This is a genomic window from Micromonospora fiedleri (assembly GCF_016774385.1).
Lineage (GTDB): Bacteria > Actinomycetota > Actinomycetes > Mycobacteriales > Micromonosporaceae > Micromonospora > Micromonospora gifhornensis.
In genome coordinates, this window is sequence record NZ_JAETXL010000014.1 from 26,440 (window position 1) to 41,725 (window position 15,286).

The following is a 15,286-nucleotide window of genomic DNA, read 5'->3' on the forward strand; positions in this document are numbered from 1 at the left end:
GAGTGGGGAAGCACGACAGCGAGTCGGCCGTCCGTAGCCGGCACCGTGGCGGCCCGCCACTGACCGCCCCATCCCGAACAGGCCGCCAGCGGTGCGGCCGGAGGAGACCATGGCCACCACGACTCCCGAACCCAAGCCGAACCTTGTCGGCTTCCGGATCAACCACCGCACCATGCGGTCCGACACTCGTCGGCTGGCCGAGCTGCTCAGTCGCATGACTGCTGGACAACTCGCGTACGACCGGCGGCGGGCGGCGGCCCTGCGGCTGCTCTGTGACGGCATCCATCACCACCACAAGATGGAGGACGAGGTCCTCTGGCCGGTGCTGCAACGATCGGCCGGCGCGGAGATCGATCTGCGGGAACTCAGTGACGACCACGCCGCGCTCGATCCGGTCCTCGACGAGGTACGGGTGGCAGCCGACGATCTGGTCGCCGTGTTCGCCTCGGGCTCGTCAGGGGCGGGCCGGGTACGCACCATCGCAGCGCAGCTCGCCGCAGCCCTGGTTCAGCTGCGCGATGTCCTCGACGAGCACATTGAGGAGGAGGAGCGGCTGATCTTCCCGGTGATCCGGAGCTATGTCAGCGTGGCCGACTGGAACACCGTGGAGCGGGCGGTCTGTAGAGGCGGTGCGCTCCGCTTCGAACTGCCCAGAATCGAACAGTACGCCCGCCCGGAGGAGCTGGCCGAACTGAGAAGGATCGCCGGACCGGTGCTGCGGTTGATGCTCGCGGCGCTGCGACCGGGTTTCCGCCGCCGGGAAGCGATCGTCTTCGGCGGGTAACCCGTCCGCGTGGCGGTGACCCGGTTCAACGCCCCGCCGCCGGCACGTACGCCGACTCGTCGCTCCATGGCACGGCGCCGACCCGGCGGGTCAGCCGGAGCCCGGCGTCGCGGTGCGCGACGACGGCCGGGTCGCCCAGGGCGGCGCGTCGGGGCGGATCGGGGTGTCCGGCCGCCAGACAGCTCGGGCGGCCTCCCGGTCGCCTGCGGAGAGCAGCGCGTGGGCGAGCACGTCGTGCGTGTCGTCCGGCACCCGGGTATGCACCTGCCGAATCTCCTCGATCACCTCGTGCCCGCGCCCGACCGTGCTCAGCACGGTGAACCGGCCCATCAGCCCCATCACCGCCGCGTTGGGACCACCGACACGGCTCATCCGGTCGCTGATCTCCGCGTACCGGCGCGACGCCTCATCGAGATCACCGGCGAAGAGAGCACGCAGGCCGGTGAACCATCACATGACGGCGAGGATCAGGCCGAGCTGACCGGTCGTGGCCTCCTCGATCGCCCGGTCGACGTGGTGGCGTGCCCGGTCGAAGTCGGCCTCGGCGAGCGCGGCCTGGTAGAGGATGTGGTGAGCTTCGCACTGGTACGCGGTGAGCCCCGCCGCCTCGGCGACCGCCAGCAGCTCCCGTCCGACGTCGGGCAGTTCGGCCCGGTGCGCGGGGGCGACGGTGACGAAGTAGCGGGCGTTGAGCGCGCGGCAGAGCACCGCTGAGAGGAACTTCCCGATGCCGAGCACCACGCTGCCCATGCTTGAGACGTACCCGAAGTCGATCAACCTGGACTGCGCCGACATCTGCGCCACCACAGCCCGGGTCCTGTCCCGACACACCGGCTACGACGCCAACATCAGCCGCACCCTGCTGCAGGCATGCGCCGCCGCCTGCAAGTCCTGCGGGGACGAGTGCGCCGGCCACGCCGATAAGCACGAGCACTGCCGGATCTGCGCCGACGCCTGCCGCGCCTGCGAGCAGGCGTGCCGGGAACTGCTCGCCACCATCAGCTGAGCACAGCCGGGCCGTGCCGGCACCGTGCGGGCGGCGGGGATAGGGTCGTCGCACGGGAGGCGTCATGAGCAGTACGACTAATCGCCACGCTGTCGGTGCGGCTGTCGCCTGGGTGGTGTTCGTCGCTCAGGCGCCCTTCGTCTACGCCGGGCTGCTCGTGTACGCCTGGAACACCAACGGGGATCCAGGTGGCCCACTCGCACTTCCGGCAATGTGCTGCTCGCTGACGTGTGTGGGTGCCGCCCTCGTGCCGTTGCTGTTCGTGCCGGCGGGCTGGGTTGGCGAGATCACCGCGAAGAGCGGACGCCTTCACATGAAGTTGCTGGTCGCTTTCGCCGTCGCGGCGGTGCTGGCCATGGCCTATGTGGCCGGTCTAACAGTACTAACCGACGGACCGACGGTCGTTGGCACACTGTTGCTGTGCTTGTGCGGCGCCGGTGCTGTGCTTGGCCCTACTGCGGCCTACGTCGGCATAATCCACCGCAGGCTGAGAACGAGTTCGAGCAACCTCGATCTTTAGCCTGTGCGGCCTGGTGCTTGAACACGACCTGGTCGGCGAGCGCCAGGGATGCCGCCGGCCGCAGGACTACCGTGCACGCCGAGCGGAACGTTCGATGCTCCATCTCGTCAGCGGCTGCAGGGCCTGCGACAAGGTCTTGCCGTCGGCACTGAGGTCGTAGCGGATCTGCACCGGCGTGCTGGGGATCACGGTCCGCTCGATGAGCCCGTTTGCCTCGAGCTCCTTCAGGCGCTGCGTCAGCATTCGGTCGGAGATGCCATCGATGGCGGCGCGGTACTCGCCGAAGCGGCGAGCGCCTTGAGCGGCGGCGGCCAGGATCGAGCCTGTCCAGCGGCGCCCGATCAGCTCGAGCGTCTCCTGGAAGCTCGGGCACGCGTCATCGTGGATCGAGTTGCGTTCCGGGCGCAGCTGCTGCGTGTTGATCATCTTGCGGCTCCCGAGTCGACATCTACTTACTAAAGATAAGCATCTTACCGGTCGTTTGTTCCGACGTGCCGTCCGCCGCATCGTGGACCCATGACCGACTACGGACGCCCTCTCGCCTTCGGGCTGAGCCTGGATCCCTCGGCCGCGTCACTGGACCAGACCCGGTACCTCGCGCGTCTGGCCGAGAACTTCGGCTTGGACCTCCTCGCCGTGCAGGACCACCCCTACCAGCCGGGGCACCTGGACAGCTGGACTCTGATCAGCAGCCTCGCTGCGGCCACGGAGCGCATCTCCTTCTTCACCGACGTGGCGGACCTGCAACTGCGCCCACCGACGATGCTCGCCAAGGCCGCCGCCTCGCTGAGCGTGCTCACCGACGGCCGCATCCACCTCGGCGTCGGCGGTGGCGCCTTTGCCGACGCGATCGCCTCAATGGGCGGTGTGCCTCGACGCGGCGGACAGATGGTCACCTTCACGGAGGAGTCGCTCATGCTCCTGCGGGCGGCCCTGGCCGCGGACCCCGTACGACTGCAAACCCCCCATCACTCGGTGACCGGCTATCGCGCCGGCCCTCGGCCGCCCAAGCCCGTCGGACTCTGGCTCGGTGCCCAAGGGCCCAAGATGCTGGCGGTCACCGGCAGGGCGGCGGACGGGTGGGTCTCGCCGCTCAACATCTACGTTCCGCCGCAGCAAGTGCCCGCCCGCCAGCAGATCATCGATGAGGCGGCTACGGCTGCCGGACGTGCCCCGGAATCGGTTCGGCGAATTTACAACGTGATCGGCGCCATCGGGCATTTCCGGGGCGCCCAGGGGCTGGTGGGTGGCGTGCGCCAATGGGTGGACACGCTCAGCGAGTGGGTGGTCGTCCTCGGGTTCGACACCTTCGTGTTCTGGCCCGTGGCGGACCACGAAAACCAGCTCTCGATCTTTGCCTCCGAGATTGTCCCGGCGGTCCGCGACCGCGTCGAAGCCCTCAGGAGTACACGATGACCACGCGCCTTGGCCCCGTCCCGGCCGGCCTGACCGGCAAAATCGTCACCGAGGGCGATCCTCGCTACGCACTGCTCCGCTCCACGTACACCACCGTCGGCCGGCCCGCAGCGGTCATCCTCGCCGAGTCGGCCGATGACGTCGCCGCAGCGCTGCGGCTGGCCCGCGAGCGGAATCTCCCTCTCGCGGTCCGCAGTGGCGGGCACGGCCTGTCCGGAAGCGCCACGAACGACAACGGACTCGTCATCGACCTGAGCGCGATGCGCCGCGTCGACGTCCTCGACCGCGGTACGCGCCTGGTGCGGGTGGAGGCGGGCGCCCGCTGGGCGCAGGTCGCACAGGCACTCGCCCCGCACGCACTGGCTATCAGCTCCGGCGACCACGGCAACGTCGGTGTCGGAGGCCTGGCAACGGCCGGCGGCATCGGATGGCTCGTCCGGCACTACGGACTCACCATCGACCACGTCCGCGCCGTGGATGTGGTGCTGCCCGACGGCACCCAGGTCCGCGCCGATGCCGCCACCGAGCCCGATCTGTTGTGGGTGATGCGCGGTGCGGGAGCCGGCGCGGGGATCGCGGTGGCCTTCGAGATCGAGGCCATCGAACTGCGTGACGTCGGGTTCGCCCAGCTCGTCATGCGAGTGGATGGGGCCGGCGGCAACCTGCAGCGCTGGGGTGCCGTCATGGCAGCCGCGCCACGTGCCCTGACAACGGCGGTGATGCTGACCTCCCAGGGCAACACGCCGGTCGCCTCCATCACCGCCGTCGTGGCCTCGGACAAGCCGGCCACGATCCAGCAAGCCCTTCAGCCGCTCCTCGATATCAGGGGAATCGCGGTCCAACAGGCACAGGTCCTGCCGTACCCGAAATTGGTCCCACCGGCGCATCTGCACCCGAATACCGGTCAGATGCCCACTCACACCACCAACGGACTGTTCGCGGGCATCAACCGCGACGCGGCCCGCGCCCTGGTGAAGGCGGTGACGGGCCGCGACCCGGTCCTCATCCAGCTGCGCTCACTCGGCGGCGCCGCCAACGACCTGGACCCGGACGCCACCGCCTACCCACATCGTCACCACAAGACGCTGGTCATCGCCTCGACGTTCCCACCGTACGGCCGGAAGGCCCTTTCGACGGCTTGGGGCGCCTTCGCGCCGCACGTGGACGGCGCGTACGTGAACTTCGAGAGCCATCCCGATATGACGACATTCGCTCGCGCCTACCCAGGGCCGACCGGCGCCCGGGTCCGCGAGCTGTGGAAGCGCTATGACCCCGACGGCATCCTGCACCGATCTGCAAAGGCCTGACGAGCGTCCTCCCTGAATCCTCCACAAAAGCCCACGCAACAGGGCGGCACCCGGCTGCCCTTCCCTGCACGAGTCCAAGGAGTAGCAGATGAGTTTCCCGTTCCCCGTGCCCGACAAGAACGACCCGCGGTGGACCGCTCGCGGCGGCATCTTCGTCCGGCACTCCGAGGGCACCCACAGGTGGCTCGCAGGTGACACCTACACCATCAAGGTCACCGCAGACGACACCAACGGCTCTCTCGGATTCATCGAAGCCACCGTGCCACCCGGGGCCGGACCGGTCGCACACAGCCACGGCAACGAGGACGAAGCGTTCTACGTGCTGTCGGGCCGCCTGGAGTTCCTCAACGGCGATGAACTCCACGTGGCCGAGGCCGGTGACTTCGTCTTCATCCCGCGCGGCAACCGGCACAGGTTCACCAACGTGGGCGACACCGACGCCAGAATGCTTGTCATCTTCACCCCGGGCGGACACGAGAAGTTCTTCGTGGACAACGGAGACGAGCCCCAGCCCGGAGAACAGCCACCCCAGTGGGGCCCGGAACGCTACGCCAAGCTCGTGGACGAACTGCTCGAGCAGAATGTCACCATTCTCCCCGAGTGAACGTCCGGGAACTTTGGTTACCGAGCCGCCGGTGCGGACGAGTCGGCGGGACATGGTCATGACCATGCTGATGTCGACCATGGCTTCGTGGTGGTCTGGGCGATCCTCGTAGCCCGGTTACTCGCCGGCGCGGAGTACCTCGCTGAGTCGGTCGTGTCGCCGCAGCGCCGCCTCGACCGGGACGACTGCGGCGGCCGCCGCCACCAGCGCCACACCTGTCAGGCCGAGCAGCCACCACGGCAGGACCGTCGCCGGGTCGGCCGCTTGACCGGTGAGCAGCCGTAGCTCGAGCGGGCCGAGCGTCAGGTGCGCGAGCAGGGCTCCGAGTAGCGGGCCGCACACCGCGGCGACCACGACCGGTGGCAGCAGTTCTCCTGCGGCGACCCAGCGGGCGTCGCGTGGCCGCAGGCCGAGGGTCCGCAGTCGGGTCAGGGTCTGCCACCGCTCCTGCGCACCGGCGGCGGCGGCGAGCGTGAGGCCGAGCAGTCCCAGCGCCAGCAGCACCGCGGCGGTCGTCCAGGCCAGCCGTAGTGTTCCTGCGGTCAGTGGCGCGACTCGTTGTGCCTGCAGGATGTCGGTGCGCAGCACGATGTCGGCGGGGACGCCGCTGTGCGACACGGCCTGTGCTGTGCCGGGGCCGGTCACCCAGATGGTGTTGAGTACGGCGGGCAGCCCGGCCTCGGCGAGGGCGGCGGCGTCCACGATGACGACGTCGCCGGCGCCGCCGACGGGGGGAGCGGTGCCGACTGCGGTGAGGCGGATCGTCGGGCCGGTGTCGCGGGACAGTTGTAGCTGCGTGCCGGTGTGCAGGTCGCCGGTGCTCGATCGGACCAGCGCGGGCACGGCGGCGGGGTCAGGTCCGGGTGCGGTGAGCTGGGCCAGTGCCGGGGCGTCGGGTAGCGGGGTGGTGGCCAGGAGGCGGCCGAACGCGGCGGCGTCCACGATGACCAGGCGTGGGGTGAGCAGTGTCGATTCGGTGAAGAGCGGTGCGGAGTCGGTTATCTGTGCGGCGACGACCTGCTCTATCCCTGGTGCGGCGGCGATGCGTTCGGCGAGTGCGGGGGTCGCGGCCTGGACGTCGCTGCTGATGTCGAGGCGGGCGTCGGCGCCGGTGGTGTGCCATGCGCCGTCGTCGAGACCTCGGGTGATGGTGGCGCCGACGACAAGTGCGAACGACGCGAGCGCCGTGGCGCTGATCAGCACCAGCAGCGGCAGCGCGCGTGCGGCGGTGGTGGCCGCCCGGGCAGCGCCGAACACGGCCAGCGGGCGGCGCGAGCGCAGGGCCTGTCGGAGGGCGATCCGTAGTCCGACGGGCAGCAGCCGCAGCACGACGAGCGCGCCGGCGAGCGCGCTCAGGGCGACGGCGCTGATGGGGAGGATCAGGTCGCCGGTCAGCTCACCGGTGTCGCCGTGGGAGGCGTCGGGTAGGAGTCCGCGCTGGTGCAGTGTGCCGACGGCGGCGACCGCGGCGATCAGCACGGCGGTTTCCACGGCGGCGCGGCGCAGCCGGCCGGTGGTCAGGATCCAGCGCCGCGCGGCCGGGTTGGCGGGTTGGTGGCGGTCGCGGCTGGCGCGGGCGGCGGCGAGGGTGCCGAACGTCGGCCCGGCGAGGGCGCCGGCCAGGACCACGGGAATGGTCCAGGTCCAGGAGGCGCCTGGTGCGGTCGTGTGGGCGAGTGCGAGGCCGACGGCGGCGGCCGACAGGGACACCACGGTGGACTCGATGATCAGTTCCGCGGCGAGGTCCGGTAGCGCCGCACCGCGTTGCCGGGCGGCGCTCAGCGCCGGGGTACGGCGGCGGACCAGCAGATCGGCGGCGAGCAGCAGGACCAGTACGGTGGCGGTCAGGACTGCGGCGAGCAGGACGGCGGCCTGGGTGAAGGCGGCGCTGATCTGGGTGCGGGCGTCGCGTAGGACGGTGTCGAGCTGCGATTCCCATTTCAGGGAGCCGTCGCGGGCGGCTGATGAGCCGGAGGATGCTTTGAGTTTGACCACCTGGTCGGCGAGCGTCGCGGTGGCGTCCCAGGTGAGTGCGTCGGGTGCGGGGGCGAAGTGGACGGTGCGCCGCAGTTGGTCCTGGTCGAAGGCGAGTCGGGCGTCGGGCAGCGACTCGCGTGACAGCAGGGCGGCGACGCGGGTGGTGCCTGGGCCGTCGGCGCCGGGCACGGGGCGCAGCAGCGCCGGGGCGAGTCGCCAGGCGGGGTCGGTGCTGTCGGCGGGTCGGTAGATCCCGCTGATCCGGATGTCTTTGTCGCGTCCGTGGTCGTCCTCGGCCGGGATGCGGTCACCGGGGCCGACCTGGAGGGCGGCGGCGTCGGCCTCGGAGAGGCCGACCTGCACCGGCCAGGGCGGCCCGTGGTAGGGGATCTCGATGGACCGTTCGGGGATTGCGGGGCCGGGTGCGTTGCCGGCGATCCAGGTCACGTCCGGGCCGTCGAGGTCGTCGGCCAGGTAGGTGAGCTGGACGGTACGTGGCAGGTTGCCGTCGGTGATGCGCAGGATCGGGCTGTTGACCACGGCGATGGACGGCAGCAGTGCGGTGTCCAGGTCGGGTCCGAGCGTGTAGGTCGCCCGGGCGCGGAGGTCGTCGACGTCGTCGGCGAGGCGGGATATCCGCAGCCGTCCGCCGGTCGGGCCGTCGTCGCGTTCCCAGTCGGCGTGGACGAGGAGGTGCGACTTGTTGCCGGCGCGGCGGACCGTGTCCTGGACGGCGTCGTCGGCGGCGGCACGCAGCAGCGCCGGCACGGCTGCGGCGAGCAGCGCGACGACGGCGATGACGGCGGCGGTGAGCAGCAGTGCGCCCGCGTCGGTGCGGCCACGGCCGCGGACGCTGGGCCAGTGCGGGGCCGGCCACCGGCGGGTCAGCCACCGGTTCACGGCGCCACCCGCAGGTGCGCGGCGTCGGCCCGGCGGACCTGGACGCTGACCACCGCGGCGACCGTCAGCAGGCAGCCGGCCAGCATGACGGCGAGCAGCGTGGCCTCGGCCGGCCACGGCCAGTGCGGTTGGGCGGCCGGGATGGGTGCGGCGCCGGTGTCGGAGCGTACGAGCAGGGGAGCGACGAGGCGGGTGGCGAGTGCGCCGACGGCCGTGCCGGCGGCGAGCAGGGGCAGCAGGATGACGGTGTGCTGGCCGAGGAGTACGGCCCGGATGCCGCGTCGGGTCATCCCCAGGCCGCGTAGCCGCGCCACCTCTACGGCGCGGACCTGCAGGTCGCAGGTCACGTGCGCGATGATGCCGGCGAGCAGCAGCAGGGCCGAGGCGGGGACGATGAGGCGGAGTGCGGCGGGCAGTGTGGCGTGCAGTGGGCCGCTGGTGAGGCGGGCGGTTTCCGCGTCGCGGGTGGTGACGGTGCCCAGGTGCAGGGCGGTGGCCCGCTCGGCGGCGCCGGGGTCGGTGGGGTGGCCGACCCACCAGGCGTCGACCGGGAATGTCAGGTCGCCGGTGACGGCGCGGGCGCGGGACAGGGTGTCCAGGTCGGCCAGGACGGCGGCGGCGCCGGGGGCGGACGGTACGGTCGGCACGATCTCGGTGACGATGATCGGGACGGGTGTGGTGCCGACGGTGATGCTGAGTTGGCTGCCGATGTCGGCGCCGACCGCGGTGGCGAAGCGGGTGCCGACGGCGACGGGCACCGGGCCGGGGTCGGGGAAGGCGGTGGCGACGAGGGTGCGGGCGGCGTCCGCGTCGCCGAGGTCGACGGTCGCCGCCATCCGCAGTGCGGTCTCCGTCGCGGTGGCGGAGAGCACGACGGTCGGGTTGCGTAACTTGGTCGGGATCGGCGGCGCGGACGTGGCCGTCCACTGTGATCCGTCCGCCGATGTGGTGGGCGGCACGGTGAGGGTGACGGTGATGCCGATGGGGCTGCCGAGTGGGGCATTGGGGTCGGCGGTGACCGGCAGGGACACCGCGACGAGGTGCAGTCCGTCGGCGGTCGCGCAGGCGGGCAGCCGGTGCGTGCGGCCGTCGAGTGGCACGGGGGGACCGGTGCAGGGTGTGCGCAGACCGGTGGCGTCCTGCAGCAGCAGTTGGGGTGTCACGGTGAGTGGGGGGCCGCCGGTCGTGGTGCCGCTCAGGACGAGTGGGGCGCCGGCTGCCACGGGCAGGCCGGTGACGGGGGTGGGTGGGGCGAGTGGTGCGCTGATGTCCGTCCAGGTGCGGTCGTGGTCGAGGCGTCCGCGGAGCAGCGCGTCGGCGCGGGTGGTGTCGACGGCGACCAGGCGTGGTGCGTCGCCGGCGGTGCCGAGCCACTGACCGACGGCGGTACCCCGGTCGAGGACGGGACTTACCGTCCCGGCGGTGGCTGCGGCGAGGTTCGCGCCGTCGCCGGGCACGGGCGTCGCGTCGAGGGACACTGCCAGGTCGGTGCCGACGGAGAGCGCGGCCTGGTCACGCTGCGACTGGTGCCAGGTGGTGTCGAAGGCGAGACCGAAGGTTGCGGCCGCGTAGGCCAGAGCGACGAGGAGCCCGGCGGCGACGGCCTGGGGTCGGCGGGCGGCTTCGGCGGCCGCCAGCGTCAGCGCCAGCCCACGGGTCCGGTACGCCAGCCGGTCGGCGCCGCGTAGGGCGGGCAGTACCACCCGCAGTGTCAGGGCGGCGCCGGTGGTGAGCAGCAGCGCCGGTGCGAGGATGCGGACCGTGTCGGTGCGGGGGCTGGCGGTGGTGGGCTGCGCGTACAGCTGCCACCATGCGGTGGCGGCAAGTGCGGCGAGGATCAGGTCGGCGCCGGATCGGGCCAGCAGTGCGCGGCGGGTGCGGCGGTCGCCGGGTGCCGGGCCGGGTCGGATCGCCAGGACGGTGAGGATCGCGGCGAGGACCAGCGCGCCGCCGACGATCGTGAGGACCTGGGCGGCGGTGACGGTCGGCGCGGTGGTGAGGTCGGCGTCGTTCAGGGGAGGCAGGTGGGTCAGGCCGGCGTGTAGGGCCGACGAGGCCGGTATCGCGAGCATGACGGCGACGGCGGCGACGAGCCCGCCGTCGAGTGTCGCGGTGGCGGCCAGTTGGCGGCGGCTGGTGCCGAGGGCGGTCCGGAGGGCGGTTTCGTCGGCGCGTATGCCGGCGGTCAGCCGGCCGGCGAGGACGAGTGCCGTCGCGGTCAGGACACCACCGAGGACGGCGATGGCGAGCACGAGGGCGGCGGTGGCGTGCCGTTGGTCGTCGGCGGAGCGCAGGGTCAGCGGCAGGTCGGAGGCGACCCGTGCGAGCCGGACACGGTCACCGAGGGTACCGGCCAGCCGACGGTCCGCGTCGCGGACGGCGCCGGCCACGGTCTGCAGGTCGCGTCGGTGGGCGTGGGACAGGTCCGGATGGGCGGTGACCTCCATCCGGCCGATGGTCGCGCCGCTGGTGAGCAGGTCGGCGAGATCGACGAGAAACGGGCCGTAGGCGTTGACCGGCTGCTGGAAGCGGCCGTCGTGGTAGCCGGTGGCGGAACCTGCCGCGGCCAGCGGGTCACGGTCCCAGCCGCGCCCCGGCAACGGCCGCACCACACCGACGACCCTCACGTCGATGGCCGGGACGGGCTCGTGGGCCAGCTCGGCGCCGAGGCGCACCCGCCGACCCGGGGTGAGGCCGATCAGCTGGGCGGTGGACTCCAACACCACCGCGTCACCACGCTCACGCGGCCAGCGCCCGGTGACCAGCTCAGCTCGGGTCGGCAGGTCGTCCAGCCCCGACAGGTACGCCTGGGCTCCGACGGTGGTGCCCGGGGCGAGTGCGGGCGGCAGTGCCCGCAGCACCGTCGACGCCCGCGCGGTGGTGGTCACCGGGAACGGTGCGAGCGTGGCGGCCAGCACGGCGCGGGTGTCGGCGGCGACGGACTGCGCGTCCGGGCCCTCGACGGTGCCGGTGTAGACGGTCACGTCGACGGCAGCCGGGGCGGCGCGAGCCATGGCGACCTCCAACGCCCGCTCGGCGGTGCGGGTGCTCAACAGAGTGCAGGTGCCCAGCAGGGTCGCGCCGACGGTGACGACCCCGACGAGGGCCGCCAGCAACGGCCACTGCGCGCGGGCACGCCGCCGGACGAGCCTCAGCATCGGCCGTGTCACCCCGCGTCCGGCACAGGCTCGCCCAGCTGCCCGGCTGCCTCGTCGTGGAGGTGCCCGTCGTGGATCCGGATCACCCGGTCGGCCAACGCCATCATCACCGGATCGTGGGTGGACACCAGTGCGGTGACACCTTCGGACTCGACCACCCCACGCAGCAGAGCCATCACCGACAGGCCTGTCTCCGCGTCCAGTTGCCCGGTGGGCTCGTCGGCGATCAGAAGCCGGGGCGAGGCGGCCAGCGCGCGGGCGATCGCCACCCGCTGCTGCTGCCCGCCGGACAACTCGGCCGGCCGCTGCCGGGCATGGTCGGCCAGACCGACCAGATCCAGCAGCAACTCGACCCGCCGCTCCCGCTCGGCCGCAGCGACGCGGGCCAGCCGCAGCGGGGCGGCGACGTTCTCCGCGGCCGACAGCACCGGAATCAACCCGAAGCTCTGGAAGACGTACGACACCTTCTCGCGCCGCAGCCGGGACAGGCCGTCCTCGTCGAGCGCGGTGACGTCGGCGCCGTCGACGTGTACGGTGCCGGCGTCCGGGCGATCCAGACCACCGATGACGTTGAGCAGGGTGGTCTTGCCCGAACCGGACCGGCCGACGAGCGCCACCATGCAACCGGCGGCCACGTCGAACGACACACCGCGCAGCGCGTGCACGACGGTCGGCCCGGTGCGGAAACGCCGATGCACGCCGCGTGCGCGCAGCAGCGGCTCGCTGCTCATTCGCCGTTTCCCGACGGGCGGATCGTGATGTGGTCGGCTTCCAGGGCCAGCCGGACCCGTCGGGTCAGCGCCAGCGCCTGACGGAAGTCGCGGGGCACCTGCACCCGCCCGGCACGGTCCATCACGGCGTACTCCTCGGCGACCATGTGCGTGTCACCCACCGCATCGGTGGTGGTGCGGCGCAGCACCTCGCTGCTGGTACGCCCATCCCGGATCGCGACGGTCCGCTCCACTTGGCCGCTGACCTCCGGGTCGTGGGTCACCACGACAACGGTGACGCCGTAGCGCTGGTTGACGTCCCGCAGCACACCGAAAACCTCCGCGGACGTGGCGGCGTCCAACTCGCCGGTCGGCTCGTCGGCGAGCAACACTTTCGGCCGGTTGGCCAGTGCCACCGCGATCGCGACCCGCATCTGCTGCCCTCCGGACAGTTGCCCCGGGCGGCGATCGGCGCAGTCGGCGACACCGAGGCTGTCCAACAGCTCGGCCACACGCTTGCGGCGCTCCTCCTTGCCGGTGCGGGCCGCTGTCATGGGCAGGTCCACCATCTCCCGTGCGGTCAGGTACGGGATCAGATTGCTCGCCGTTTGCTGCCGGACGAACCCGACGGTGTGCCGCCGGTAGTCCACCCGGTCCGCGCGGGACATCCCCAGCAGGTTCCACCGGTCGACCCGCACCCGCCCGGCGGTGGGGGCGTCGATACCGGCCAGGATGGACAGCAGCGTCGACTTGCCCGACCCGGAGGCGCCGACGACGGCGACCAGCTCCCCGCTGTCCACGGTGAGGTCCAGTCCCTGCAGGGCCTGCACCTCGATGGAACCGGTCTGGTAGATCCGCACCAGGTTCTCGCAGACGATGAGCGCGTCCCGGCCGAACTCGGACGCGCGCGCGGGCGGCTGCGGCAGGGACAGCGGTGTGCGGGACATTGCTTCCTCCGTCCGGGTCGTGCCGACGCCGAGCCCGGCCCGGCTGGTGGTCAGGCCCACCGGCCGGGGACAGGGTGTCGCCTGCCCAGTACACATAGCTGCCGAGGTGTTTGAGAGCCCCGATTGCCCGTGCTGGCCCAGATTGAAGCAGTTTCGCAACCAGCGGCGGCGTTGACCATGCCCCGAGGCGACTTTCTGCGATACCGGAACGAGGGTCTGCTCGTGAACGCGTCGACGGGCCGGCGACTCTACTCGGTGCACACCGATGGCCCGGACATCCGGGATCCGCTCGCCGGAAGCAGGCGGAAGACATCTCCGGCAGCTTCGCTTCCCGATGTTGTTTTCCGCTGGCGAGCGTCTCTAGGCTGCCACCGTTGGGTGGTAGGCGCGAGGCGTTCGAGCGGGGGATTGGGCGATGTCGCTGACCGACACCATCGGCGTCGACTTGCTGGCGATGACCGCGGGTGTAGACCGGTCACAGCATGAGACCGCGGCGATCGACCGCGCCATCGAGCAGGTCGCCGCTCGGGCGGTGGCCTCTGGCTTTATTGGTATCGCGGCCGCTCTCGGCCGGGCACGAGAGGTGCTTGGGCAGGCCCGGTCCCGGTTGAACGAGGCATCGGGCGTCCTGAGTGAGGCATCGCGGTCGGTAGGTTCTGTGGCGCAACAATCGTCGCCACAGGAGACCATTGCCGTGCTCGCCCCGGTAGTCGCGGCGTTGGATACGGTGGATGGCAGCGTGGCAGCGGCGGCGTCCGCGGTCGACGAGGCGCGGCGGCTCGTCGTGGCAGCGTTGCAGGGCGGTCAGCCCGGTCCGACGCTGGCGCGTCTGCAGCAGGTGATGCAGATTCTGGCGGGGGTCCGTACTCGAAAGGCTGAGGCCCGAGGCCGTGTCGACGCGGCGCTGGCGCAGGCTCGGCAGGTCGGTGAGCTGGGAAACTGACGACGGGCGGTGGTGGCCCCATCAGCCAACCGCCCACCCGCCGCGACACCTTCAGCAGTGTTACCGAGGACTCTGCCCCGTCCGAACCGCTTCCCGAGTGGCTGACGGACGCCGCTCGCGACCTGCCTCGACGGGAGGCAAAGGATCCGACCTCCGGTGTGGCGCTGATCAATGGACAGCGGATACCCATGAAGTCTGGCCGTGACTCGGCTGCCGCCGTCGACCTCAAACCGGCCTACCAACTCATCGCCACCACGACCGATCATTTGGAGGCCAAGTTCGCCGCCCGGATGCGCCGCGAACACGTCACTCGGGCGGCCGTGGTCACGAACAATCCGCCCTGCGACTACACCCCCTACGGCTGCGAGAAGATCCTCTCCCGGTTGCTGCCAGCCGGCGCGCAGTTGGACGTCTACGTACGCGACGATGACGGGCAGGTACGCCACTGGCGCACCTACACCGGCAACGGAAAGGCGATCGCATGAAGGTGACCTGGACCTACGACCGGGGCGACCACCGCGACAACCACGAGGTCGACCTGACCGACCCCGCGGCCCTGGAAGCCCTCCTGCGCGATATCCACCAGGCTGGCGAGGCCGTCGTCGTCACGATCTTCAGCGACATCACCGACGACTCCGACGACCTGCCACCCGGCGTCCAGATCGGGCTCGGCCACCGCGCCCACGCCTTCGCGGTACACATCGCCGACGACGGCGGTTACCTCAACGACCCCACAGTGCCACCGCCTGACCAGGAACTCCACTTCGACCTGGGCGGAGTACCCACCGAATACCCCACCGAGCATCTCCGGCTGCGACCAGACACGGCCATACAGGTAGCGGGCACCTTCCTCAAGACGGGCGGCGCACCACCGCGCCTGCCCGCTGCCAGTGAGTAGCGCGGCGTGCGGCGGCAGTTCGACCAGTGGCCGATCGACGGGTTGAAGGAACTGGCGGTGGTCACCCGCGACGTCTCGGCGTACCGAAGAACCAGGGCGCACCAAGCACCTGTGGA

At 71.4% G+C, this 15,286-nt stretch carries 16 protein-coding genes; 9 read left to right on the top strand and 7 right to left on the bottom strand.

Translation table 11 applies throughout. The annotated features are described in order from the left end of the window. Window positions 1-109: 109 nt before the first annotated feature. Window positions 110-784 carry a hemerythrin domain-containing protein gene (locus JMF97_RS28165; RefSeq protein WP_203224284.1) on the top strand — a complete coding sequence of 225 codons (675 nt, stop codon included), beginning with the start codon at window positions 110-112 and terminating at the stop codon, window positions 782-784. 90 nt (window positions 785-874) lie between these two features. Here JMF97_RS28165 and JMF97_RS28170 read toward each other — a convergent pair whose 3' ends face one another. Beyond that, entirely contained in the window at window positions 875-1,156 is a 282-nt protein-coding gene (locus tag JMF97_RS28170) for a tetratricopeptide repeat protein (RefSeq protein WP_203224285.1), read from the bottom strand. 78 nt (window positions 1,157-1,234) lie between these two features. After that, window positions 1,235-1,525: a hypothetical protein gene (locus tag JMF97_RS28175; RefSeq protein ID WP_203224286.1), complete on the bottom strand. Its 291-nt coding sequence runs from the start codon at window positions 1,523-1,525 to the stop codon at window positions 1,235-1,237. Between JMF97_RS28175 and JMF97_RS28180 the strand changes: the two genes are divergently transcribed. Next, entirely contained in the window at window positions 1,512-1,790 is a 279-nt protein-coding gene (locus tag JMF97_RS28180; RefSeq protein WP_203224287.1) for a four-helix bundle copper-binding protein, read from the top strand. The genes JMF97_RS28175 and JMF97_RS28180 overlap by 14 nt on opposite strands. A 64-nt stretch (window positions 1,791-1,854) precedes the next feature. Then, window positions 1,855-2,310: a hypothetical protein gene (locus JMF97_RS28185; RefSeq protein WP_203224288.1), complete on the top strand. Its 456-nt coding sequence runs from the start codon at window positions 1,855-1,857 to the stop codon at window positions 2,308-2,310. 66 nt (window positions 2,311-2,376) lie between these two features. Here JMF97_RS28185 and JMF97_RS28190 read toward each other — a convergent pair whose 3' ends face one another. Beyond that, the gene (locus JMF97_RS28190; protein ID WP_203224289.1) at window positions 2,377-2,736 is read right to left on the bottom strand and encodes a winged helix-turn-helix transcriptional regulator; all 360 of its coding nucleotides are present in this window, start codon (window positions 2,734-2,736) and stop codon (window positions 2,377-2,379) included. Between the two features lie 90 nt (window positions 2,737-2,826). Here JMF97_RS28190 and JMF97_RS28195 point away from each other — a divergent pair, with 90 nt between their 5' ends. From JMF97_RS28195 to JMF97_RS28205, 3 genes are all read left to right on the top strand, one after another. Next, a complete protein-coding gene (locus JMF97_RS28195) occupies window positions 2,827-3,726 on the top strand; it encodes an LLM class flavin-dependent oxidoreductase (RefSeq protein ID WP_203224290.1) in 900 nt (299 codons plus the stop codon). Then, complete coding sequence (locus tag JMF97_RS28200) at window positions 3,723-5,033, top strand: FAD-binding oxidoreductase (RefSeq protein WP_203224291.1); 1,311 nt, start codon at window positions 3,723-3,725, stop codon at window positions 5,031-5,033. Before JMF97_RS28195 ends, JMF97_RS28200 begins: the two co-directional genes overlap by 4 nt. Window positions 5,034-5,121: 88 nt before the next feature. Beyond that, on the top strand, window positions 5,122-5,637 hold the full coding sequence (locus tag JMF97_RS28205) for a quercetin 2,3-dioxygenase (protein WP_203224292.1): 516 nt from the start codon (window positions 5,122-5,124) through the stop codon (window positions 5,635-5,637). Window positions 5,638-5,754: 117 nt separating this feature from the next. On the opposite strand, the gene JMF97_RS28210 is transcribed toward JMF97_RS28205, so the two are convergent. From JMF97_RS28210 to JMF97_RS28225, 4 genes are read right to left on the bottom strand one after another with little or no spacing between them, the layout of a single operon-like run. Next, the gene (locus JMF97_RS28210; protein ID WP_203224293.1) at window positions 5,755-8,514 is read right to left on the bottom strand and encodes an FtsX-like permease family protein; all 2,760 of its coding nucleotides are present in this window, start codon (window positions 8,512-8,514) and stop codon (window positions 5,755-5,757) included. Next, on the bottom strand, window positions 8,511-11,672 hold the full coding sequence (locus JMF97_RS28215) for an ABC transporter permease (protein ID WP_203224294.1): 3,162 nt from the start codon (window positions 11,670-11,672) through the stop codon (window positions 8,511-8,513). The genes JMF97_RS28210 and JMF97_RS28215 overlap by 4 nt, the downstream gene beginning before the upstream one ends. Before the next feature lie 8 nt (window positions 11,673-11,680). Beyond that, the gene (locus JMF97_RS28220; RefSeq protein WP_203224295.1) at window positions 11,681-12,403 is read right to left on the bottom strand and encodes an ABC transporter ATP-binding protein; all 723 of its coding nucleotides are present in this window, start codon (window positions 12,401-12,403) and stop codon (window positions 11,681-11,683) included. After that, window positions 12,400-13,329, bottom strand: a complete 930-nt coding sequence (locus tag JMF97_RS28225) for an ABC transporter ATP-binding protein (protein WP_203224296.1) — start codon at window positions 13,327-13,329, stop codon at window positions 12,400-12,402. The genes JMF97_RS28220 and JMF97_RS28225 overlap by 4 nt, the downstream gene beginning before the upstream one ends. A gap of 415 nt (window positions 13,330-13,744) precedes the next feature. Here JMF97_RS28225 and JMF97_RS28230 point away from each other — a divergent pair, with 415 nt between their 5' ends. From JMF97_RS28230 to JMF97_RS28240, 3 genes are read left to right on the top strand one after another with little or no spacing between them, the layout of a single operon-like run. Continuing rightward, a complete protein-coding gene (locus tag JMF97_RS28230; RefSeq protein ID WP_203224297.1) occupies window positions 13,745-14,272 on the top strand; it encodes a DUF6244 family protein in 528 nt (175 codons plus the stop codon). Window positions 14,273-14,292: 20 nt separating this feature from the next. Then, the gene (locus JMF97_RS28235; protein WP_275412589.1) at window positions 14,293-14,757 is read left to right on the top strand and encodes a DddA-like double-stranded DNA deaminase toxin; all 465 of its coding nucleotides are present in this window, start codon (window positions 14,293-14,295) and stop codon (window positions 14,755-14,757) included. Further along, entirely contained in the window at window positions 14,754-15,170 is a 417-nt protein-coding gene (locus JMF97_RS28240; RefSeq protein ID WP_102656205.1) for an Imm1 family immunity protein, read from the top strand. Before JMF97_RS28235 ends, JMF97_RS28240 begins: the two co-directional genes overlap by 4 nt. The last annotated feature ends 116 nt before the right edge of the window (window positions 15,171-15,286 follow it).

Excerpts from the sequence above, each read along its gene's own strand:
- JMF97_RS28225 (WP_203224296.1), bottom strand. The coding sequence starts at position 13,329 with ATGTCCCGCACACCGCTGTCCCTGCCGCAGCCGCCCGCGCGCGCGTCC.
- JMF97_RS28165 (WP_203224284.1), top strand. The coding sequence starts at position 110 with ATGGCCACCACGACTCCCGAACCCAAGCCGAACCTTGTCGGCTTCCGG.
- JMF97_RS28240 (WP_102656205.1), top strand. The coding sequence starts at position 14,754 with ATGAAGGTGACCTGGACCTACGACCGGGGCGACCACCGCGACAACCAC.
- JMF97_RS28190 (WP_203224289.1), bottom strand. The coding sequence starts at position 2,736 with ATGATCAACACGCAGCAGCTGCGCCCGGAACGCAACTCGATCCACGAT.
- JMF97_RS28215 (WP_203224294.1), bottom strand. The coding sequence starts at position 11,672 with ATGCTGAGGCTCGTCCGGCGGCGTGCCCGCGCGCAGTGGCCGTTGCTG.
- JMF97_RS28205 (WP_203224292.1), top strand. The coding sequence starts at position 5,122 with ATGAGTTTCCCGTTCCCCGTGCCCGACAAGAACGACCCGCGGTGGACC.
- JMF97_RS28200 (WP_203224291.1), top strand. The coding sequence starts at position 3,723 with ATGACCACGCGCCTTGGCCCCGTCCCGGCCGGCCTGACCGGCAAAATC.
- JMF97_RS28185 (WP_203224288.1), top strand. The coding sequence starts at position 1,855 with ATGAGCAGTACGACTAATCGCCACGCTGTCGGTGCGGCTGTCGCCTGG.
- JMF97_RS28180 (WP_203224287.1), top strand. The coding sequence starts at position 1,512 with ATGCCGAGCACCACGCTGCCCATGCTTGAGACGTACCCGAAGTCGATC.
- JMF97_RS28220 (WP_203224295.1), bottom strand. The coding sequence starts at position 12,403 with ATGAGCAGCGAGCCGCTGCTGCGCGCACGCGGCGTGCATCGGCGTTTC.
- JMF97_RS28170 (WP_203224285.1), bottom strand. The coding sequence starts at position 1,156 with ATGAGCCGTGTCGGTGGTCCCAACGCGGCGGTGATGGGGCTGATGGGC.
- JMF97_RS28230 (WP_203224297.1), top strand. The coding sequence starts at position 13,745 with ATGTCGCTGACCGACACCATCGGCGTCGACTTGCTGGCGATGACCGCG.
- JMF97_RS28195 (WP_203224290.1), top strand. The coding sequence starts at position 2,827 with ATGACCGACTACGGACGCCCTCTCGCCTTCGGGCTGAGCCTGGATCCC.